This window comes from Achromobacter pestifer, assembly GCF_013267355.1.
Lineage (GTDB): Bacteria > Pseudomonadota > Gammaproteobacteria > Burkholderiales > Burkholderiaceae_B > Achromobacter > Achromobacter pestifer_A.
On the sequence record NZ_CP053985.1, the window covers coordinates 6,825,079 to 6,844,702 of the forward strand.

17 protein-coding genes are annotated in these 19,624 nt (G+C 62.7%); 6 read left to right on the forward strand and 11 right to left on the reverse strand.

Translation table 11 applies throughout. From position 1 onward, the window contains the following. Positions 1 to 9 precede the first annotated feature (9 nt). From cheW to flhD, 7 genes are all read right to left on the reverse strand, one after another. The gene (cheW, locus tag FOC84_RS32110; protein WP_173149483.1) at positions 10 to 510 is read right to left on the reverse strand and encodes a chemotaxis protein CheW; all 501 of its coding nucleotides are present in this window, start codon (positions 508 to 510) and stop codon (positions 10 to 12) included. Between the two features lie 16 nt (positions 511 to 526). Next, positions 527 to 2,623: a chemotaxis protein CheA gene (gene cheA / locus FOC84_RS32115; protein ID WP_173149485.1), complete on the reverse strand. Its 2,097-nt coding sequence runs from the start codon at positions 2,621 to 2,623 to the stop codon at positions 527 to 529. 29 nt (positions 2,624 to 2,652) lie between these two features. Continuing rightward, complete coding sequence (locus FOC84_RS32120; protein WP_088140093.1) at positions 2,653 to 3,033, reverse strand: response regulator; 381 nt, start codon at positions 3,031 to 3,033, stop codon at positions 2,653 to 2,655. Positions 3,034 to 3,035: 2 nt separating this feature from the next. Then, on the reverse strand, positions 3,036 to 4,028 hold the full coding sequence (gene motB, locus FOC84_RS32125) for a flagellar motor protein MotB (RefSeq protein WP_173149487.1): 993 nt from the start codon (positions 4,026 to 4,028) through the stop codon (positions 3,036 to 3,038). An 11-nt stretch (positions 4,029 to 4,039) separates the two neighbouring features. Beyond that, positions 4,040 to 4,915: a flagellar motor stator protein MotA gene (motA, locus tag FOC84_RS32130; protein ID WP_088156912.1), complete on the reverse strand. Its 876-nt coding sequence runs from the start codon at positions 4,913 to 4,915 to the stop codon at positions 4,040 to 4,042. 118 nt (positions 4,916 to 5,033) lie between these two features. Next, a complete protein-coding gene (gene flhC, locus FOC84_RS32135) occupies positions 5,034 to 5,615 on the reverse strand; it encodes a flagellar transcriptional regulator FlhC (RefSeq protein WP_173149489.1) in 582 nt (193 codons plus the stop codon). Between the two features lie 32 nt (positions 5,616 to 5,647). Beyond that, positions 5,648 to 5,971 (reverse strand): flagellar transcriptional regulator FlhD, encoded by a 324-nt coding sequence (flhD, locus tag FOC84_RS32140; RefSeq protein ID WP_013393369.1) that lies wholly within the window; start codon positions 5,969 to 5,971, stop codon positions 5,648 to 5,650. A gap of 431 nt (positions 5,972 to 6,402) precedes the next feature. On the opposite strand from flhD, the gene FOC84_RS32145 reads away from it, so the two are divergent. Beyond that, complete coding sequence (locus tag FOC84_RS32145) at positions 6,403 to 7,158, forward strand: RNA polymerase sigma factor FliA (RefSeq protein ID WP_173149491.1); 756 nt, start codon at positions 6,403 to 6,405, stop codon at positions 7,156 to 7,158. A 424-nt stretch (positions 7,159 to 7,582) separates the two neighbouring features. Further along, the gene (locus FOC84_RS32150) at positions 7,583 to 8,797 is read left to right on the forward strand and encodes a FliC/FljB family flagellin (protein WP_173149493.1); all 1,215 of its coding nucleotides are present in this window, start codon (positions 7,583 to 7,585) and stop codon (positions 8,795 to 8,797) included. A 154-nt stretch (positions 8,798 to 8,951) separates the two neighbouring features. On the opposite strand, the gene FOC84_RS32155 is transcribed toward FOC84_RS32150, so the two are convergent. Next, the gene (locus FOC84_RS32155) at positions 8,952 to 10,562 is read right to left on the reverse strand and encodes a methyltransferase regulatory domain-containing protein (RefSeq protein ID WP_173149495.1); all 1,611 of its coding nucleotides are present in this window, start codon (positions 10,560 to 10,562) and stop codon (positions 8,952 to 8,954) included. Between the two features lie 368 nt (positions 10,563 to 10,930). Here FOC84_RS32155 and FOC84_RS32160 point away from each other — a divergent pair, with 368 nt between their 5' ends. The 4 genes from FOC84_RS32160 to FOC84_RS32175 all read left to right on the forward strand — a co-directional run bounded on the left by FOC84_RS32160 (position 10,931) and on the right by FOC84_RS32175 (position 13,048). Further along, positions 10,931 to 11,716 carry a hypothetical protein gene (locus FOC84_RS32160; RefSeq protein WP_254241846.1) on the forward strand — a complete coding sequence of 262 codons (786 nt, stop codon included), beginning with the start codon at positions 10,931 to 10,933 and terminating at the stop codon, positions 11,714 to 11,716. A 371-nt stretch (positions 11,717 to 12,087) separates the two neighbouring features. Next, a complete protein-coding gene (locus tag FOC84_RS32165; protein WP_438800856.1) occupies positions 12,088 to 12,435 on the forward strand; it encodes a type II toxin-antitoxin system RelE/ParE family toxin in 348 nt (115 codons plus the stop codon). Then, the gene (locus tag FOC84_RS32170) at positions 12,432 to 12,752 is read left to right on the forward strand and encodes a helix-turn-helix domain-containing protein (RefSeq protein ID WP_173149499.1); all 321 of its coding nucleotides are present in this window, start codon (positions 12,432 to 12,434) and stop codon (positions 12,750 to 12,752) included. The genes FOC84_RS32165 and FOC84_RS32170 overlap by 4 nt, the downstream gene beginning before the upstream one ends. A 101-nt stretch (positions 12,753 to 12,853) precedes the next feature. Further along, positions 12,854 to 13,048: a YjfB family protein gene (locus tag FOC84_RS32175; RefSeq protein ID WP_173149501.1), complete on the forward strand. Its 195-nt coding sequence runs from the start codon at positions 12,854 to 12,856 to the stop codon at positions 13,046 to 13,048. A gap of 186 nt (positions 13,049 to 13,234) precedes the next feature. On the opposite strand, the gene lpdA is transcribed toward FOC84_RS32175, so the two are convergent. From lpdA to aceE, 3 genes are read right to left on the reverse strand one after another with little or no spacing between them, the layout of a single operon-like run. Beyond that, positions 13,235 to 15,004 (reverse strand): dihydrolipoyl dehydrogenase, encoded by a 1,770-nt coding sequence (gene lpdA, locus FOC84_RS32180; RefSeq protein WP_173149503.1) that lies wholly within the window; start codon positions 15,002 to 15,004, stop codon positions 13,235 to 13,237. Positions 15,005 to 15,016: 12 nt separating this feature from the next. After that, positions 15,017 to 16,675, reverse strand: coding sequence for a dihydrolipoyllysine-residue acetyltransferase (gene aceF, locus FOC84_RS32185; protein ID WP_173149505.1), 1,659 nt, complete (start codon positions 16,673 to 16,675; stop codon positions 15,017 to 15,019). A 12-nt stretch (positions 16,676 to 16,687) separates the two neighbouring features. Continuing rightward, entirely contained in the window at positions 16,688 to 19,396 is a 2,709-nt protein-coding gene (gene aceE / locus FOC84_RS32190; protein WP_173149507.1) for a pyruvate dehydrogenase (acetyl-transferring), homodimeric type, read from the reverse strand. Positions 19,397 to 19,624: the final 228 nt, after the last annotated feature.

Consider the following 19,624-nt stretch of genomic DNA (forward strand, 5'->3'; position numbering starts at 1 on the left):
CCGTTCCGATCAGGAAGCGACCTTCTCCACCAGCGCCATTTCGTCGCTGGTCATCATTTTTTCGATATCCACCAGGATCAACATGCGCTCGTCCACCGTACCCAGGCCCGTCAGGTATTCCGTGGACAAGGTGGCGCCGAATTCCGGCGCCGGGCGGATCTGGCCCGAATTGAGCATCAGCACGTCGGACACCCCATCCACCACGATGCCGACGACGCGGCGATCGAGGTTCAGGATGATGACCACGGTCTGCTCGTTGTACTCGACGCGGCCCAGGTTGAACTTGATGCGCAGGTCGACGATGGGCACGATGATGCCGCGCAAATTCGTCACACCCTTGATAAACGGCGGAACATTCGCGATGCGGGTGACCGTGTCGGCGTCGTAGCCGCGGATCTCCTGCACCTTCAGGATGTCGATGCCGTACTCTTCGTCGCCCAGCGTGAAGACCAGGAACTCGCTGCCGACATCTTCGTTGCGCGCGGATTGCGCGTGCGGTTTGGCTGCCATGAGGTTTATTTCTCCATCAATTCAGAATGGCTTCGGGCTGCGACCAACGCTCGCGGTTGGCGCGCGCAAGCGCAAATACGTCGACGATCAGGGCCACGCTGCCATCGCCCAGGATGGTGGCGGCGGAAATGCCCGGCACCTTGCGGTAATTCGATTCCAGATTCTTCACCACGACCTGGTGCTGGCCGATCAGGTGATCCACCAACAGCGCGAAACGGCGGTCCTCGGCCTGCATGATGACCGCGATCGCCTGCGTGGGGTCGGTCTGGGCGCCGCCCACCGAGAACACCCGGTGCATCTCGACCAGCGGCAGGTATTCGCCACGCACCTGCATCACGCGCTCGTTGCCGGCCACGGAATAGATCTGGTCATTGGTGGGTTGCAGCGATTCGGTAACGTGGTTAAGCGGCAGGATGAAGGTTTCCTCGCCGACGCGCACCGACATGCCGTCCAGGATCGCCAGCGTCAGCGGCAGCACGATGCGCGTCGTGGTGCCGTGGCCCGGTTCGCAAGACAGCTGGACATGGCCGCCCATGTCCTGGATGTTCCGGCGCACCACGTCCATGCCCACGCCACGGCCCGAAATGTCGGTAACCTTTTCGGCGGTGGAAAAACCTGGCGCGAAGATCAGTTGCCAGATTTCGTCGTCCGGCGAATTCTCGTTTACCGGCAGGCCCTGCGCGATCGCCTTCTTCAGGATTTTTTCGCGGCTCAAGCCACCGCCGTCATCGCTGACCTCAATGACGATGTTGCCGCCGTTGTGCTGGGCGGAGAGCACCAGTTGGCCGACTGGATCCTTGCCAGCCGCGACGCGCTTTTCGGGCGTCTCGATGCCGTGGTCCAGGCTGTTGCGCACCAGGTGGGTCAGCGGATCGATGATGCGTTCGATCAGGCTCTTGTCCAGTTCCGTCGCCCGACCATAGGTCTGCAGTTCTATCTGCTTGCCCATCTTGCCGGCGATGTCGCGCACCAAACGCGGGAAGCGGCTGAACACGTAGTCCATTGGCATCATCCGGATGGACATGACCGCTTCCTGCAGGTCGCGGGCATTGCGTTCCAGCTGTTCCATGCCGTTGAGCAGGCGGTCGTGCAGTACCGGATCCAGCGTGGAAGCCGTCTGCGCCAGCATGGCTTGGGTAATGACCAGTTCGCCCACCAGGTTGATCACCTGGTCGACCTTCTCGACGCCGACGCGGATCGAGGTGGATTCCTTGTCAGCATGCGCCGGAGCAGACGCGGCAGGCCGCGCGGCGCGGGTTGCCTGCGTGGCCGCCTCGGCGGAAGCTGTCGGTTCGACTGCCGCGGGCACCTCGGGAGTGGGCGCCGGAGCCGCTGCCGGCGCCGCGGCAGGCGCGGCTGCAGCCTGAGGAGCTCCCGCGGGCGCTGCTTCACGGCTGATTTCCAGCTGGTCGCCGTCGATGATGAAGCAACACACGGCCTCGATATCGTCGGGCGTGCAGGTGCTTTCCATCCACACGGTCAGCGCGCCGCCGGCGTGTTCGCTGGCCTTCACGTTGCCGAGATTGCCCATCTCTTCGAGTAGGGAAGCTGCATCCTTATCCGAGACCTTGGTAATCCGCACGCGCAACGGCAGACTGCCGGCTTCCACGGTCTGGGCCTGCGGCGCAGGCGCTGCGGCCACTGGCGCAGGGACCGGCGCCGGAGCCGGGACGGCCGCCGCTGCCGGAGCCTCAGCCGCCGCGGCGGGATCCTTATGCTCCAGCGCAAGCTGCCTTAAAACGGCGCAGATACGCTCAAACACGGCTTCATCGGGCTCTTCGGAGGCCCGATAGGCATCCAGTTGGCTTTTGAGCACGTCTTTCGTTTCCAAGAAAATATCGATCATGTCCGTACGCAGCGCCATTTCGCCGCGACGGATCGCATCCAGGAGGTTTTCCAGCAAATGGGTCGTGCCCGCCAGCTGCGTGAAGCAGCCGAACGTCGCCGCCCCACCCTTGATCGAGTGGGCCGCACGAAAAATCGCGTTGAGCTGTTCGATGTCGGGCGCGCCCACATCGAGCTCGAGCAGCAGCTGCTCCATCTGCGCGAGCAGCTCGTCCGCCTCGTCGAAAAAGGTCTCGTAAAACTGACTGAGGTCCAAACCAGAACTCATGGCCCGTACGCCTTCAAAAATGAATCTGCTTACGCGCCGGCCTGCTCGTCGAGCAGTTCAGACGCCAATTCCACCAGCACATCGGGGTCGACCGGCTTGGAAAGCCAGCCACAGACCCCCAGATCCCGGGCGGCCATCTTGCTGTCCACATCATCCTCGGTGGTCAGGACCAGCACTGGGACGTCCAGGTACTCGTCTTCCTGGCGCAAACCCTGAATCAGCTCCAGACCGCCCATGACCGGCATGTTCCAGTCGCTGACCACCAGGTCCACCTGATGGCGCCTGGCCATTTCCAGCGCTTCCTGGCCGTTGCCGGCCGTCAAGACTTTCCATCCCGCACCCGTCAACGTCGCCTGGACGATCATCCGCATCGTCGCCGAGTCGTCCGCCACCAGAATCGTTGCCGCCATTGCTATCGAACCCCTTCGGCGGACGGGTTGCTCTCCGCCTCGCCTGGTTTGGTTGCCGTCGTGGCCTGGGCGGCGGCTTGCGCCGCTTCCACTGCCGTTCCCACCTCGCGGGCATCCTTGGCGCTGACGTCCGCAGCCGCGGCGTTCTCGTTTTCGATGCGCCGCTGAGTGCTCTGGTTGAGCACCACTAGGCTGATGCGTCTATTAACGGCTGCATACGGGTCATCTTTAACCAGGCTCATGCTGGACGACAGCCCCTGGATGCGCAGGACCTTGCTTTCGTTCATGCCGCCGGCCACCAGCTCCTGGCGCGATGCGTTGGCACGGTCGGCCGACAGTTCCCAGTTGCTGTAGGCGCGCTCCCCACGGGCGTACTGCGACGCGTCGGTGTGGCCGGATATGCTGACCTTGTTGGGCAATTCGTTCAATACCGGCCCCAGTTCCCGCAGGATGTCGCGCATATAGGGCTGCACATCCGCGCGGCCGGTGGCGAACATTGGACGGTTCTGGTTGTCGATGATCTGGATGCGCAAGCCTTCAGTGGTCAGGTCGATCAGCAGCTGCGGCCTGAAGCTCTTCAGCACCGGGCTGGTCTCGATGACGTTCTCAAGCCGCTTTTTCAGGTTTTCCAGGCGATGCTGTTCGCGGCGCTCGGCGTCGCCCATGGGCTGCGCCTCGACGCGGTTACCCTGCGCGCGGCGCACGTCGCCTTCGCTGCGCAAGGGGTCCTTGCCGCCGCCCGGCACCGCGCTGGTCTCGGCCGAACTGCTAGGCCCGCCCGCGATGGCGACGCGCAACGGCATGCGAAAGTACTCCGCGATGCCCTTGAGCTCTTCTCGGGGCACGATGCTGATCAGCCACATCACCAGGAAGAACGCCATCATCGCCGTGATGAAGTCGGCGTACGCAATCTTCCAGCTACCCCCATGATGCCCGCCGCCGTGCCCACCCTTCTTGCGACGGATCACCACGCGGTGGTTGTTTACCGTACTCATGGCCCGCTCCGTCAGGCCTTGCCGGTGGCTGTGGACTTGGCTTGCCGGACGTGTTCTTCCAGCTCACCGAAGGTCGGACGCACGGCCGAGAACAGCACCTTGCGGCCAAATTCCACCGCCAACTGCGGCGGATAGCCGTTCATGCTGGCCAGCAACGTGGTCTTGATGCATTCCAGCACCTTGGTGGCTTCGTCGCTGCGGCGGTCGATGCGCGAGGCCAAGGGCCCCACGAAGCCGTAGGCCAGCAGAATGCCCAGGAACGTGCCCACCATGGCCTTGGAAATCAGGTCGCCCAGGATCGCCGGAGGCTGGTCCACCGCGGCCAACGCCTTGATCACGCCCAGCACCGCCGCCACGATGCCGAAGGCCGGCAGGCCGTCGGCCATTTGTTGCAGGGCGCGCACGGGAACCTCGCGTTCATGGCGGTAGGTCTCGATTTCCTCGTCCATGAGCGTTTCGATTTCGAACGAGCTCATGTTGCCGCTGATCATGATGCGCAGGTAGTCCGTGATGAACTCCATGAGCTTGGCGTCTTTGGCGATGCGGGGATATTCGCTGAAGATCGGACTGGATTCCGGATCCTCGATATGCGATTCGATGGCCATGAGGCCCTCGCGGCGCGCCTTGTTCAGCAGCACGTACAAGAGCGCCATCAGCTCCATGTATACGTCCTTGCCGTAGCGCGAGCTTTTCAGCGAGTCAGGCAGCGCGGCCTTGACCAGCATCAGCGACTTCTTGCTGTTGCTGGCGAGGAAAGCCCCGAAAGCCGCCCCGAAAATCAGCGTGAGCTCGAACGGCTGATACAGCGCGCCCAAGTGGCCGCCCAGCGCTATGAAGCTGCCGACGACCGACACGCTCACCACGAGAAAACCGATAACAATCAACACATCAGGCCCCTGCCAACGAAGTCTAAAACCGGCGTCAATGATCCCCTGTTCCCCTCGACCCAAAAAGGCGGGTTACGGGGGGTTTTCCAGGGCTTTTGATGTATTTGGATACCGCCGGTCAGAGCCGGGCGGTGTTCGCGACGGGCGCGGGGCGGGTGCCGGCGCGCGCCTTGGCCGCGGCGCGGGTCTTGCCGGCGCGGGGTGGCGGCCGGCAGATCGCGCACACGAAATCCGATTGAGGATCGTGGGCGTGAGCGATGAAATGGCCTCCGCACTGGCGGCAGGCGGACATTTGCAGCATGCCGCTGTCGAAAAAACGCACCAGCATCCAGGCCCGCGTGAAGCTCAGGACGGGTTCCGTGCTTTCAGCGGCATCCATGCCGGCGTTTTCGAGATAGAGGCGATAGGCGTCGATGGTGGCGCGTATGCCCTTGCTGCTGGTACGCGTATTCAGGAACGAATACACGTTGTAAAAGAGCGAGGAGTGGATGTTCGGCAGCCAGGTCATGAACCAGTCGACCGAAAAAGGCAGCATGCCCTTGGGTGGCGAGCAGCCGCGAATTTCGCGGTACAGGCGCGCCAGGCGGTCATGGCTGAGGCTGGTTTCAGCCTCCAGCACCTGCAGCCGAGCTCCCAAAGTGATCATGGAGCTGGCAAGCAGGATGTCATCCGCTTCCTGCGAAACGCTCTTGGTGGCCATTACACGTGCTTCCGGATGGAATGATCAGGCCGTCAGGCCAATTCTTCGACAGGCTGCTTGGCCAGCAGAATGGTTGCATGCGCTTGCTGCAGCGCACCGCCCAGCACGTCATGGGTCAGCGCGGACAACAGGCTGTAGTCGTCGAAGCGGAAACGGCACAGCAGCGAGCTGGAGCTTGCGAGCTTGACCAATTGCGCCGGCGATAGGCGCATGAGGATGTCAGCGACCTCATTGCTGAATCCCAGGCGGAACATCGACGCCGCGTAGTCGTCGCGCAGCATGCGTTGCGCCAGTAACAAATAGGACAGATTCACTTCACGAATGTCTGTCAGCAATGAATTTTCGACTTGTTGCACGCCCAACTCCCTATTCCCTATCCCGCCGATGGGGGCTTGTGTAAGCAAAAGCACCGGAATTCCGGCGCCTTTACGTTCGATACATCCTGCATTGATGCGAAATGTATCATTTGTTCGCAATTTAAGTAAAATTTACCACAGCTGATGTCATTTTCTATGACTTATATGACAAAACTTTGTTGATGTTGCGCAACTTACCGCTTTCGATACACCTTGACATATAAATTTCAGACAAATTTACGTCAATTTGGCAAATAAGCATTCAAAACATTGCGTACTTTGAGGAATGAAACGGTGTTGTTTGCCGACAATGGCACCTTGCAGATCACTGAATCCACCTAGCTTCAGCGCAGCCGCGCGTTTGTCGACAATGTCGCAAATTGACAACAGCCAACAACGCGCCACGATGGACACCGCCCGACATTCCCGCAATGCCTCACGCAGATGACAGCCTGGTCGACTATGCCCCGCTAGTGCGGAAGCTGGCCCTGCAATTGCTCGCCCGGCTACCCGCCAGCGTAGAACTCGACGACCTGATACAGGCCGGCATGATCGGCCTGCTCGACGCCGTGCGCCGCTATCAGGAAACCCCCGACGCCCAATTCGAGACCTACGCCACCACCCGCATCCGCGGCGCGATGCTGGACGAACTCCGCGGCCAGGATTGGCTGCCCCGTAGCGTCCGCGCCAAGGCGCGCAAGATCGAACAGGCCATCCAGCAGCTGGAGCAGCGTTTGATGCGCGCCCCGAGCGAAGCCGAAATCGCGCAACAACTCGACATGCCGCTGAACGAGTACCAATCGCTGCTGCACGACGCCCAGGGCGTACAGATCGTGCACTACGAGGACTTCACCACCGAACCCGACTCTGCCAGCGGCCAATCCGACTGGGCCGCCACGCTGAACCATGGCGCCGCCGGCGGCAATCCGCTGGATTCGCTGCTGGCCGGCGACTTCCGCCAGGCGCTGATCCACGCCATCGACGCCCTCCCCGAGCGTGAAAAGCTGCTGTTGTCGCTTTGTTACGAACAGGGGCTGAACCTGAAGGAGATCGGCGCAATCCTGAATGTGACCGAAGCGCGGGTGTGCCAACTGAGGTCGCAGGCGACGGCACGGATACGGGCGAAGCTGAAGGAACAGGCGTGGCACGAGTTGCCCCAGGACGGGCAGATTGCACAGGTGATATAGATAGGCACAAGCTCGGCACGTGCCGGGACGCCCTTGCCGCGACAGCCCTGGCCACCAAAGGCCCTGAACATGACGGACGCACCTCGCGTCCGTTTTACATCGTGTGCCCGCCACGCATGAAGGACCGTGGAAATGCGCTCTGTACATGCTTCTGGGTGCAGGGATGAGGACGACGGGCGCGCTTACACCATATGGCCGCAGCGACTTGAGCAGCTGGGCCGCAGGCCAGGCAACGGCCCCCTCCCTTCGGACAGAAAGAAAAATGTCGACTTTCGCGAAATAGCGCTAAAGATTGATTTTGGACTGCCGTAATCCTGGCAACGGAGAGATTCCTAGACACCAAGTCAACGAACTTTCCCGTTAACACCAGTGGGCGGCCTTGCTGCCCAGTTTGAAGAAGCCTTTCTCTCTTGGGAGCCTGAACATGGCTGCAGTCATCAATACCAACTATCTCTCGCTGGTTGCTCAAAACAACCTGAACAAGTCGCAATCGGCTCTGGGCAGCGCCATCGAGCGTCTGTCGTCGGGTCTGCGCATCAACAGCGCCAAGGACGACGCCGCTGGCCAAGCCATCGCCAACCGCTTCACCGCCAACGTCAAGGGCCTGACCCAAGCCGCTCGCAACGCCAACGACGGCATCTCGATCGCTCAGACGACCGAAGGCGCGCTGAACGAAATCAACAACAACCTGCAGCGCATCCGCCAGCTGTCCGTGCAAGCCACCAACGGCACGAACTCCGGCACCGACCTGAACTCGATCCAGGACGAAATCAAGCAGCGCCTGGAAGAAATCGACCGCGTGTCGGCCCAGACCCAGTTCAACGGCGTGAAGGTCCTGGCCAAGGACAGCACCCTGAAGATTCAAGTCGGCGCCAACGACGGCGAAACCATCGACATCGACCTGAAGGAAATCACCGCGTCCACGCTGGGCCTGCAAGGCTTCAACGTCAACGGCGTCAAGGGTGCCGCCACCAAGTTCGACGGCGTAAGCGCAGCGCAGAAGGCGCAGATCAAGGCCAACTATGGTGACAGCACCGCGGTTACCAAGGTCGCCGTCGCTCCCGGCTCGTTTGCAGCCGACCTGAGCGCCCGCCTGGGCGTGGTGGCCGGTAGCGTCGCCCTGGAAGCGGACGCCTATCAGGACGACTCGGGCAATTGGTTCGCCAAGGTGAACATCACTCCTGCCAGCGCTACTGAATCGGCAGCCTTGAAGGCATCCGGCTTCAACATCGATGCCACCAAGACCGGCTCCTACTACGTCGCTCTGGATCCGGCCAAGGCTGATTTCACCGCAACGGCGGGCACCGCTACGTTCACCCCCGATGGCAAGACGCTCAGCTTCGGTTCGCTGGTGCAAGGCTCGACCACCAACGCGCTGGCTACCATGGACAGCGCACTGGCGAGCGTTGATTCCTTGCGTAGCTCGCTGGGCGCCCTGCAGAACCGCTTCGAATCGACCGTTGCCAACCTGAACAACACGATCACGAACCTGTCCGCAGCCCGTTCGCGCATCGAAGATTCGGACTACGCGACCGAAGTGTCGAACATGACCAAGAACCAGATCCTGCAACAGGCCGGCACCTCGGTCCTGGCCCAGGCCAACCAGGTTCCGCAGAACGTGCTGTCGCTGCTGCGCTAAGCACCAAAACCAAATGCCGGATGGGCGCACGCCCTGCCGGCTTATGGCAACGAAACGCCCGCCGCCTCACCGCGCGGGCGTTTTTTCGTTGAGAGCATCCATGAAAAAAGCGCCTCATGGTAGAGGCGCTGGATTGATCTGACGGTAGACGCGCTCAGGAAAGCCGCAACGCGTGACGACGCAAGATTTCCAATAGCGCCCTGATGAAACGCTGTGCCAAGGCGTCAAGGTTGCGTTGGCCCGTCAAGCTTTCCCCATTGGGGCCCGACACAATCCCTTGTTGCCATGCATCGCGTAGCAGCTTGCTCAACGCGGCCTCGTTACGCTGGCCGTCCATCTGACGCATGGTCCAGAATTGCACGGCATCAGGAGTCCAGTACACGGGGCAATGCCAGAGGTTCGAAGGCGCCACTTGGCTATCATCCCCAGCCTTTGCATCAAGCAACGCCACGATACCGGGTATCAAGCTGGGTGCCATGTCTTGCGGTATGGCATCGTAGGGAGTCTGGTCCTGCGCAAGCAATACCCGCCCGACGGAGACCAGATGCAGCCAGGCTCGTTCGATGTCGGTAGCGGGCAAGTCGATACGATCAACAATCTCTACGACCGTCAACGAGCGAGGCCATGCCTGCGACAGCAGTTCCGTGACGGCCAACGTTGCCGCATTGTCGGCGCACAGCATGACTCCATTCTGATCGCGCAACCATTGCTCGCCATTCTGGGAGGAAACATCGGCGGGTGCATCCACCTTGTCAAAGTGCGCAGCCAGGCGGAGCGCGCTGGCTCGAGCTGGGTCTGGCTGATGCAGCATTTCGGCTTGGCGCGCGAGCTGCACCAACAGACTCTTACGGAAGTTCTGTCCAACGAGAAAATCCAGGTATTGCTGACGGACCAACCTGGGCTGCCCAATTGCGGTAAGGCTCAGATTCAATTGCACGTTCTGCCCGTAGTTTGCCGAGATTTCCAGCTGGGGTTGGGCATCTCCCATATGGTCCAACCCACTGCGCATGGCGAGGTCGGCAAATTCGACCAGGTAGCACGGTGAATTGAAGGTCTCAAGGTATTCGTGTTCGAGGTAATAGTCTGGCAAGCGATCCAGGGAATGAATGATCTTGCCGAGCGCCGCGCCCAGCGTATTGCTGCCTGCCGTCCCCTGCTTGAACATGTTGATCACCGCCCGAGCCGACTCCACACGCTCCTTGCCTGAGGTCAGTCCATGCACATGCAAAGTCATGGCATCCCGAATGATGTCTCCGGCCTTCCAGCCTGGGTACGTGTTGTAGCTGATGTAGGCCACGCCTTCGTCAGTCAGGTTGGTGTGGCACAGCTTCATCAGCGCTTCGCGCACAGCCGGAGGGATCCAGCTGAAAACGCCGTGCGCAATGATGTAATCAAACTTGCCGAACTCCGGCCCGATATCGGTCAGGCTCATGGCATGCAGCGTCAAGTTCTTCACGCCCGTGCGCGCTAGCACCCGTCGGCCCGCCTCGATCTGCACCGGCGACAGATCGACGCCTACCACTTCCGCATCGGGATAGGCCAGCGCGAATGGCAGGAGGTTCCCGCCTGCCGCGCAGCCGATCTCCAGTACCCTCGCGCGATGGGGCGCAGGCGCGGCCACGCCGTACAAATGCGCGACTGCCTGGATATGCGCGGGGGAGGAATAGAAAAACGCCTCCGAGGCATATGGCCGCTCGTCGTACTGGCGAGCGATTTCCTGGTTGGCGCTGTCGTCGTCGGACGAAACGGGGATGGTGGCGTCCACGGGAACTCCTGAAAGCATGGGCGGAAAAATGGAGCGGCCACGTTAACAGCCCTATCGTCAAGAAAATCCCGCGAATAGCGGCCAAAACGACGGGTATTAGCCAGGACTCGCGGTGGCGCCGAGCCATTGACCGTCCGCCCGAGCCGCAGTATGGCGGAACACTCAGGGAGTGTTACAGCCCCAGGGGCGTCCGAGTCCCAATCAAGGCCCTTTTTTTCAGACTATTCCCCTTTTTCACTTGCCCCGATTGCCTCATACTCGCGACTGCACGATTTTGTATCCATAGTTTTCACAACATGACCGCGACGCCCCCCGATCCACTCGCTACGCAGCACGGCAGCACCCCGGATCCAGATACTCAGGCGCCGATGGATGAGCAGACTCTGCGTCTGCGCGAAGAAAACCGCGCCTTGCGCGAATTGTTGGTGGCGCAGGCGCAGGCCGCGCCCGCCCCGCAGGAACCCGGTCCGCTGCGACGGATGTTCTGGTGGTTGATTTCGGCGCCTGGCGCTGCGCTAGTGGGCTGGCGCAAGCTGGTGGGGCGCGAGGATGCAAGGCCGATCACGGGTAAGCGTGTGGGTTATGTCACATTGACCGTGCTGTATACGCTGGCGATCTACGGTGCGCTGGTGCTGCTGGTGGTGTCTTGGAGTTCGCCAAATACGGCGGTTTCCGGCGCCACGGCTGCCGGCCCGGTACGGGTGCCTCTGACGCCCGCACCGATGCCAAACACGGAACCTGTATTCAGTCAGCCCGAACTGACATCGGTGGCGGTGCCGGTACCGATTCCAGATTCGAGCTCGGATTCGGGTTCGGATCTTGCGGCAACTCAACCTGAGTCCGGCCCCGCGCCGGAGCCGGCGCCTGCCGAACCACAACCTGCCTCGCCTGCGCAGCATGAGCAACCAGCAGCGCCGCGCACGGCGGCGAACACGGCTGACGCGCCGAGCGCCACACCCAGGTCCACCCTGCGCGTGACCGAGATCCCCGCCGAAGATCCCACGGCCTGGGTAGGCGAGTTGAAAAACGAGTTGGCGCGTTGCGCAACGCTGGGGTTTTTTGATCGACCCGACTGCGCCTGGGCCGCACGCAAGCAGTTCTGCGAGCCTAATCGCGCGTGGGGCACCATCAAGGAATGCCCGAACCGGCCGTGAAGGCGCGGGTGTTCATTCAGGACGCCCGCATGCGCCTTCCCTGCTGCGCCGGAGCCTTTGCATAGGCTGAAACAGGTCTGAGTCTGCCTCGGCCTGCACCGGCCGGGATCCAAACCAGTCGCAACAGACTACAGTCCGCCCCTCCCGCGGTCAGTGCTTAAACCGTCCCTGTCCGCCACAACGTCGGACTGCGAACGCCTATCCTGCCTGCTGCACCGCTATTACGCCCGCAGCCATGGCAAGACTCGCCCATGCACCTGTCCTGCATGCATCCCCGCCTACCAGATCGCTCCGCCTGGCCTTTCAGTACCTGGCGGGCATCGTGGGGGCTTGCTATATATACCCGAACGGATATAATTTTGGATAGAAAGATGCTGCACTGGGAAGGCGCCAGCAAGAAGGACTTCAAGAAATTTCCCATCGAAGTCCAGAAAGATCTGGGCGTGGCGCTGTTCGTCGTTCAGCTGGGTGGCATGCCAATCTCGGCCAAGCCTTGGAAAGGATTGGGGCCGCGGGTGCATGAGCTGGTGGATGACTATCTCGGCGATACGTTTCGGGCTGTCTATACCGTACGAGTGGGTGACGCCGTGCATGTGTTGCATGCTTTCCAGAAGAAGTCCAAGTCCGGCATCGCCACGCCGCAGCCGGATATCGCGCTTATCCAGCGGCGTTTGAAGGCGGTACTGGCCCGGTACGAATCCGGCGGGAGCAAGCAATGACACGTAGAGAACATTCCCCAGGCACCGACAACGTCTTGCTGGACCTGGGTTTCGAAGATGCCGCGGAACTGTCGGCCAAGGCGGCGCTGGCGCTCAAGCTCAATGAATTGATCGATCAGCGAGGGCTCAGCCAGATCGAAGCCGCAGCGCTTACGGGCATGACCCAGCCCAAGGTTTCGCAGATTCGTCGCTACAAGCTGCAGAACATCTCGCTGGAACGCTTGATGCGGGCCTTGGTGTCGCTGGATCAGCATGTGGAGATCGTGGTCGAGCCCGCGCGGCGCACGCATGCGCCGGGGATTACCGTCGCGGCGTGAACGCCGGCGTTTTCGGCCACGAAACTCGTGCATTGCAGCGCAGTCCACGCGATAATCCGGTGTCGGTTTGAGCCGCCTTCCACACACTAGGACACCCGAGCATGGACGCATCGATCAGCAGTACCGTCAATACCGCCCTGGCTTTGCAGGACGCGAATCTCATGCAGGAAGTGCAGACCCGAGTGCTGAAGAAGGCGCTCAATGCGCAAGCGGATACGGCCTTGACGCTGATGCAATCGCTGCCGGTGCTGGCCGTGGATGCCACGCTGGGCTCGCGCATCAATACACACGCCTGAAGCGCAGGCGCAGCAAGACTGGTTTTTCCACCCCCGTCTCCGCTCCCTTAACGCAATTTGCCATCCAGATAGCGGCGGCTGTTGCGTTGGCCGCGAACAAGCAATAAAAAGCGCCGGCTCCCATACAGGGCCAGCGCTTTTTTGTTGCGCGGATGAAGGGCCGCCCGCGCAGGAGCGGCCCCCGCCTTACTTCTTCTTCATCGGCGGCAAGTCGGTGCAGACGCCTTCGGCGACTTCGGCCGCCATGCCCACCGATTCACCAAGGGTCGGGTGCGGGTGGATGGTCTTGGCGATGTCGACGACGTCGGCGCCCATTTCGACGGCCAGGGCCAGTTCGCTGATCAGGTCGCCGGCGTGGGTGCCGACGATGCTGCCGCCCAGGATGCGATGCGTTTCCGCGTCGAAGATGAGCTTGGTGAAGCCTTCGTCGCGGCCATTGGCGATGGCGCGGCCGGAGGCGGCCCAGGGGAACACGCCCTTCTCGATCTTGATGCCCTGCTTCTTGGCTTCGTCCTCGGTCAGGCCGACCCAGGCCACTTCCGGATCGGTGTAGGCCACCGACGGAATGACGCGGGCGTCGAAGAAGGACTTCTGGCCTGCGGCGGCTTCGGCGGCGACGTGGCCTTCATGCACGGCCTTGTGCGCCAGCATGGGCTGGCCGACGATGTCGCCGATGGCGTAGATGTGCGGCACGTTGGTACGCATCTGGCGATCGACTTCGATGAAGCCGCGGTCGGTCACGGCGATGCCGGCGCGGTCGGCGCCGATCTTCTTGCCGTTGGGGCTGCGGCCCACCGCTTGCAGCACCAGGTCGTAGCGTTGCGGCTCCTTGGGAGCGCCCTCGCCTTCGAAGCTGACATAGATGCCATCCTTCTTGGCTTCCGCGCCCACGGTCTTGGTCTTCAACATGATGTTGTCGAAGCGGTAGGCGTTCTTCTTCTGCCATACCTTGACCAAGTCGCGGTCGGCGCCCTGCATCAGGCCGTCCAGCATTTCCACCACATCCAGGCGCGCGCCCAGCGTGGAGTACACCGTGCCCATTTCCAGGCCGATGATGCCGCCGCCGACGATGAGCATCTTCTTCGGCACTTCACGCAGCAGCAAGGCGCCGGTGGAGTCGACGATGCGGTCGTCCTGGGGCAGGAACGGCAGCTTCACCGACTGGCTGCCGGCGGCGATGATGGCCTGCTTGAAGCGCAGGGTCTGGGTCTTGCCGTCGGCGGACTTGACCGCCAGGTGGTTGGGGTCGGCGAATTCGCCCACGCCGTGCACCACGGTGACCTTGCGCGCGCGGGCCATGCCGGCCAGGCCGCCGGTCAACTTGGCGACCACGCTGTCCTTATAGCCGCGCAGCTTGTCCAGGTCGATCTTGGGCTCGCCGAAGCTGATGCCGTGGGCAGCCAGTTCGCGGGCTTCATCGATGATGGCGGCGTTGTGCAGCAGCGCCTTGGACGGAATGCAGCCCACGTTCAGGCAGACGCCGCCCAGGGTGTCGTAGCGTTCCACCAGGACCACGGACAGGCCCAGGTCGGCGGCGCGGAAGGCGGCGGAGTAGCCGCCGGGGCCGGCGCCCAGCACCAGCATGTCGTACTCGCCGTCGGCCGAGCCCTTGAAGCTGGCCGCGGCGGGCGCGGCTACCGCAGCCGGAGCTGCTTGCTTGGGCGCCTCGGCGGCCTTGGGGGCCTCCTTGGCGGTGGGCGCGGCGGCAGCACCCGCGGCAGCTTCCACTTCCAGCACGACCGTGCCTTCGGCGACCTTGTCGCCGACCTTCACGTTGATGGACTTCACCACGCCGCCCTGCGACGCGGGGATTTCCATCGAGGCCTTGTCGGACTCGACGGTGATCAGGCTCTGCTCGGGCTTGATCGTGTCGCCCACGGCGACCAGCACTTCGATGACTTCCACTTCCTTGAAGTCGCCGATGTCCGGCACTTTGATTTGAACGGTATTGCTCATGGGGCTCCCCGTTTACAGCGCGATGCGGCGGAAGTCGGCCAGCAAGGCGCCCAGATAGGCGTTGAAGCGCGCGGCGGAGGCGCCGTCGATGACGCGGTGATCGTACGACAGCGACAGCGGCACGATCAGGCGCGGCACGAACTGCTTGCCGTCCCAAACGGGCTTGTGCGCCGAGCGCGACACGCCCAGGATGGCCACTTCAGGGGCGTTGATGATGGGCGTGAACGAGGTGCCGCCGATGCCGCCCAGGGACGAGATCGAGAAGCAGCCGCCCTGCATGTCGGCGGGCGAGATCTTGCCGTCGCGCGCCTTCTTGGACAGGTCGGTCATTTCCTGGGCGATCTGCAGGATGCCCTTCTTGTCGGCGTCGCGGATCACCGGCACCACCAGCCCGTTGGGCGTGTCGGCGGCGAAGCCGATGTGGTAGTACTGCTTGAGCACCAGGTTGTCGCCGTCCAGCGAGGCGTTGAACTCGGGGAACTTCTTCAGGGCCGCGACCACGGCCTTGATCAGGAAGGCCAGCATCGTGACCTTGATGCCCGACTTCTCGTTTTCCTTGTTCAGCGTGACGCGCAGCGCTTCCAGGTCGGTGATGTCCGCTTCGTCGTTGTTGGTGACGTGCGGGATCATGACCCAGTTGCGGTGCAGGTTCGCGCCGGAGATCTTCTTGATGCGCGACAGCGGCTTGGCTTCGATCGGGCCGAACTTGGTGAAGTCGACCTTTGGCCACGGCAACAGGCCCAGCGCGGCGCCATCGGCCGAACCGCCAGCGGCTGCGGCGGGCGCCGCCAGCGCCTGCTTGACGAAACCGCGCACGTCGTCTGCCGTGATGCGTTCCTTGGGACCCGAACCCTTGACCTTGCTCAGGTTCACGCCCAGTTCGCGCGCGAACTTGCGCACCGAAGGCGAGGCGTGCGGGAGTTGGCCCGGCTTGAGGTTGGCGTCTTCCAGCACAGCGGCGGGAGCCTGACGCTGCGCGGCAGGCGCCGTTGCTACCTCAGCCTTGGCCGCGGGCGCGGCGACGGCTTCAGCCTTGGCGGCCGGAGCCGGCGCGGCGGCAGCGGCGGCGGGCGCGGCGCCCTCCACCACGACCACGACCGAGCCCTTGGCAACCTTGTCGCCGACCTTGACCTTCACTTCCTTGACCACGCCGCCTTGCGAAGCCGGGATTTCCATCGAGGCCTTGTCGGACTCGACGGTGATCAGGCTTTGCTCGGCCTTGATGGTGTCGCCGACCGCGACCATGACTTCGATGACTTCGACTTCCTTGAAGTCGCCGATGTCCGGCACTTCGATGTTCACCGGGCCGCTGGCGGCAGCCGGAGCGGCCGGAGCCGCAGCCACTGCCTGCTGCGGAGCGGCCTTGGCTTCAGCCTTGGGAGCCTCTTCCTTGGCCGGCGCAGCCGCGGGGGCCGCAGCCTCGCCCGCGCCCGACGCTTCTACTTCCAGCACGACCGTGCCTTCGGCAATCTTGTCGCCCACCTTCACGCTGATCGACTTCACCACGCCGCCTTGCGACGCGGGGATTTCCATCGAGGCCTTGTCGGATTCGACGGTGATCAGGCTCTGTTCGGCCTTGATCGTGTCGCCCACCGCCACCAGCACTTCGATGACTTCCACTTCCTTGAAGTCGCCGATGTCGGGAACCTTGATTTGCACGATGTTGCTCATGTCTCTTTACCCTCAGGCGTATTGCGGGTTGGCTTTGTTCGGATTGATGCCGTACTTCTTGATGGCTTCGGCCACCTTGACGACCGGCACCTTGCCTTCGTCGGCCAGCGCGCGCAGGCCGGCGACCACGACGAAGTGGCGATCCACTTCGAAGTGCTCGCGCAGCTTCGAGCGGAAATCCGAGCGGCCGAAACCGTCGGTGCCCAGCACCTTGTATTCGCGGCCCTTGGGCACGAACGGACGGATCTGGTCGGCGAAGAGCTTCATGTAGTCGGTCGACGCGATGATCGGGCCTTCCGTCTTGGCCAGCTGTTCCGTGACGTAAGCCACCTGCGGCTTCTTCTCGTCGGGGTGCAGCATGTTGTGGCGCTCGGCGTCCAGGCCGTTGCGGCGCAGTTCCGTGAAGCTGGTGACGCTCCACAGGTCCGAGGCCACGCCCCAGTCGGCTTCCAGCAGTTCCTGCGCGGCCATGACTTCGCGCAGGATCGTGCCCGAGCCCATCAGCTGCACGCGGTTCTTGCCCTTGCCGTGCGACTTGAGCTTGTACATGCCCTTGATGATGCCTTCCTCGTCGCCCTGGGTCAGACCGGGCTGCGGGTAGTTTTCGTTCATCACCGTCAGGTAGTAATAGACGTTTTCCTGGTCTTCCACCATGCGCTTCAAGCCATGCTGGATGATCACGGCCAGCTCATGACCGAAGGTCGGGTCGTACGACACGCAGTTCGGGATGGTCGACGCCAGGATGTGGCTGTGGCCGTCTTCGTGCTGCAGGCCTTCGCCGTTGAGCGTGGTGCGCCCGGCGGTGCCGCCCAGGAGGAAGCCGCGCGCCTGCATGTCGCCGGCCGCCCAGGCCAGGTCGCCGATGCGCTGGAACCCGAACATCGAGTAGTAGATGAAGAACGGGATCATGATGCGGTTGTTCGAGGAGTACGACGTGGCCGCCGCAATCCAGGAGCTCATCGCGCCCGCTTCGTTGATGCCTTCCTGCAGCAGCTGGCCGTCGGCCGCTTCGCGGTAGTACATCACCTGGTCCTTGTCGACCGGGATGTACTTCTGGCCTTCCGGCGCGTAGATGCCGATCTGGCGGAACAGGCCTTCCATGCCGAAGGTGCGCGATTCGTCGGCCAGGATAGGCACGACGCGCGGGCCCAGCTGCTTGTCGCGCAGCACCTGGTTCAGGATGCGCACGAAGGCTTGGGTGGTGGAGATCTCACGGCCTTCGGCGGTGGGCTCCAGCACGGCCTTGAAGGCGTCCAGGGCGGGCGCCGTCAGATGCTCGTCGGCCTTGGCGCGGCGGCGCGGCAGGTAGCCGCCCAGCGCGGCGCGGCGCTCGTGCAGGTACTTCATTTCGGGCGAGTCGTCGGCCGGCTTGAAGTACGGCAGGTCTTCCAGCTGGTCGTCCGGGATCGGGATGCCGAAACGGTCGCGGAATTCGCGGATCGAGTCCAGCTCCAGCTTCTTCTGCTGGTGGGTCGGGTTCTTGGCCTGGCCGACGTGGCCCATGCCGTAGCCCTTGATGGTCTTGGCCAGGATGACGGTGGGCTGGCCCGCATGCGTGGCGGCGGCGTTGAACGCGGCGTACACCTTGTGCGGGTCATGGCCGCCGCGGTTCAGGCGCCAGATATCCTCGTCGCTCATGCGCGACACGGCTTCCAGCAGCTTCGGATGCTTGCCGAAGAAGTGTTCGCGCACGAACTTGCCGTCGTTGGCCTTGTACGCCTGGTACTCGCCGTCGACGGTGTCTTCCATGATCTTGCGCAGGATGCCTTCCTTGTCGTGCGCCAGCAGCGGATCCCAGTAGCCGCCCCAGATCAGCTTGATCACGTTCCAGCCCGAACCGCGGAAGTCGCCTTCGAGTTCCTGGATGATCTTGCCGTTGCCGCGCACCGGACCGTCCAGGCGCTGCAGGTTGCAGTTCACCACGAAGATCAGGTTGTCCAGTTTTTCGCGCGCCGCCAGGGCGATGGCGCCCAGCGATTCCGGCTCGTCCATTTCGCCGTCGCCGCAGAACACCCAGACCTTGCGCTTGCTGGTGTCGGCGATGCCGCGGGCGTGCAGGTACTTCAGGAAGCGGGCCTGGTAGATGGCCATCAACGGGCCCAGGCCCATCGACACCGTCGGGAACTGCCAGAACTCCGGCATCAGCTTCGGATGCGGGTAGGACGACAGGCCCTTGCCGTCCACTTCCTGGCGGAAGTGGTTCAGCTGGTCTTCGGTCAGGCGGCCTTCGAGGTAGGCGCGGCCGTACATGCCGGGCGAGGTGTGGCCTTGGAAGTACACCAGGTCGCCGCCGTGATTTTCGTCTTCGGCGTGCCAGAAATGGTTCTGGCCGCAGCCGATCATGGTGGCCAGCGAGGCGAAGGAGGCGATGTGGCCGCCCAGGTCGCCGCCGTCCGGCGGGTTGTGCTTGTTGGCCTTGACCACCATGGCCATGGCGTTCCAGCGCACGTACGAGCGGATGCGCGATTCCAGCTCCAGGTTGCCCGGGTGGGCCGGCTCCAGGCCGGGGGGAATCGTGTTGACGTAGGCGGTGTTGGGCGAGAACGGGATATGCGCGCCGGAACGGCGGGCTTCGTCGATCAGGCGTTCGAGTAGATAGTGGGCGCGCTGCGGTCCTTCACGATCAAGGACAGCCGCCAGGGCTTCGAGCCACTCCTGGGTTTCAAGGGTGTCTTCGTCGTTGGCAGCCTGTACGGCGCCAGCCTGGGCGTAAGAGGACATCGTGTGTCTCCTGTTGGATTGTTCGTGACCGCACCCGCTTATTTGTCTACTCGCGGACATTGCATGGTAGCCGGGATCATCCGGGCTACCATGCAAGGCATGGGGTCGGGTTGTTCTAGAGACCTGCTACTGGGTCGGTTCCCTATCAGCGGGCATTCTAAGAAAGAAGGGTAACCGGTCGCAAGCAAAATTTCATGTTGCGGTACGGCATTTCATAATACGAAAAAA

Coding starts and splice junctions, on each gene's coding strand:
- FOC84_RS32160 (WP_254241846.1), top strand. CDS start 10,931: ATGGATGAGCAGACTCTGCGTCTGCGCGAAGAAAACCGCGCCTTGCGC.
- lpdA (WP_173149503.1), bottom strand. CDS start 15,004: ATGAGCAATACCGTTCAAATCAAAGTGCCGGACATCGGCGACTTCAAG.
- FOC84_RS32165 (WP_438800856.1), top strand. CDS start 12,088: ATGCTGCACTGGGAAGGCGCCAGCAAGAAGGACTTCAAGAAATTTCCC.
- aceF (WP_173149505.1), bottom strand. CDS start 16,675: ATGAGCAACATCGTGCAAATCAAGGTTCCCGACATCGGCGACTTCAAG.
- flhC (WP_173149489.1), bottom strand. CDS start 5,615: ATGGCCACCAAGAGCGTTTCGCAGGAAGCGGATGACATCCTGCTTGCC.
- FOC84_RS32170 (WP_173149499.1), top strand. CDS start 12,432: ATGACACGTAGAGAACATTCCCCAGGCACCGACAACGTCTTGCTGGAC.
- cheA (WP_173149485.1), bottom strand. CDS start 2,623: ATGAGTTCTGGTTTGGACCTCAGTCAGTTTTACGAGACCTTTTTCGAC.
- FOC84_RS32120 (WP_088140093.1), bottom strand. CDS start 3,033: ATGGCGGCAACGATTCTGGTGGCGGACGACTCGGCGACGATGCGGATG.
- cheW (WP_173149483.1), bottom strand. CDS start 510: ATGGCAGCCAAACCGCACGCGCAATCCGCGCGCAACGAAGATGTCGGC.
- aceE (WP_173149507.1), bottom strand. CDS start 19,396: ATGTCCTCTTACGCCCAGGCTGGCGCCGTACAGGCTGCCAACGACGAA.
- motB (WP_173149487.1), bottom strand. CDS start 4,028: ATGAGTACGGTAAACAACCACCGCGTGGTGATCCGTCGCAAGAAGGGT.
- FOC84_RS32150 (WP_173149493.1), top strand. CDS start 7,583: ATGGCTGCAGTCATCAATACCAACTATCTCTCGCTGGTTGCTCAAAAC.
- FOC84_RS32175 (WP_173149501.1), top strand. CDS start 12,854: ATGGACGCATCGATCAGCAGTACCGTCAATACCGCCCTGGCTTTGCAG.
- FOC84_RS32145 (WP_173149491.1), top strand. CDS start 6,403: ATGCCTCACGCAGATGACAGCCTGGTCGACTATGCCCCGCTAGTGCGG.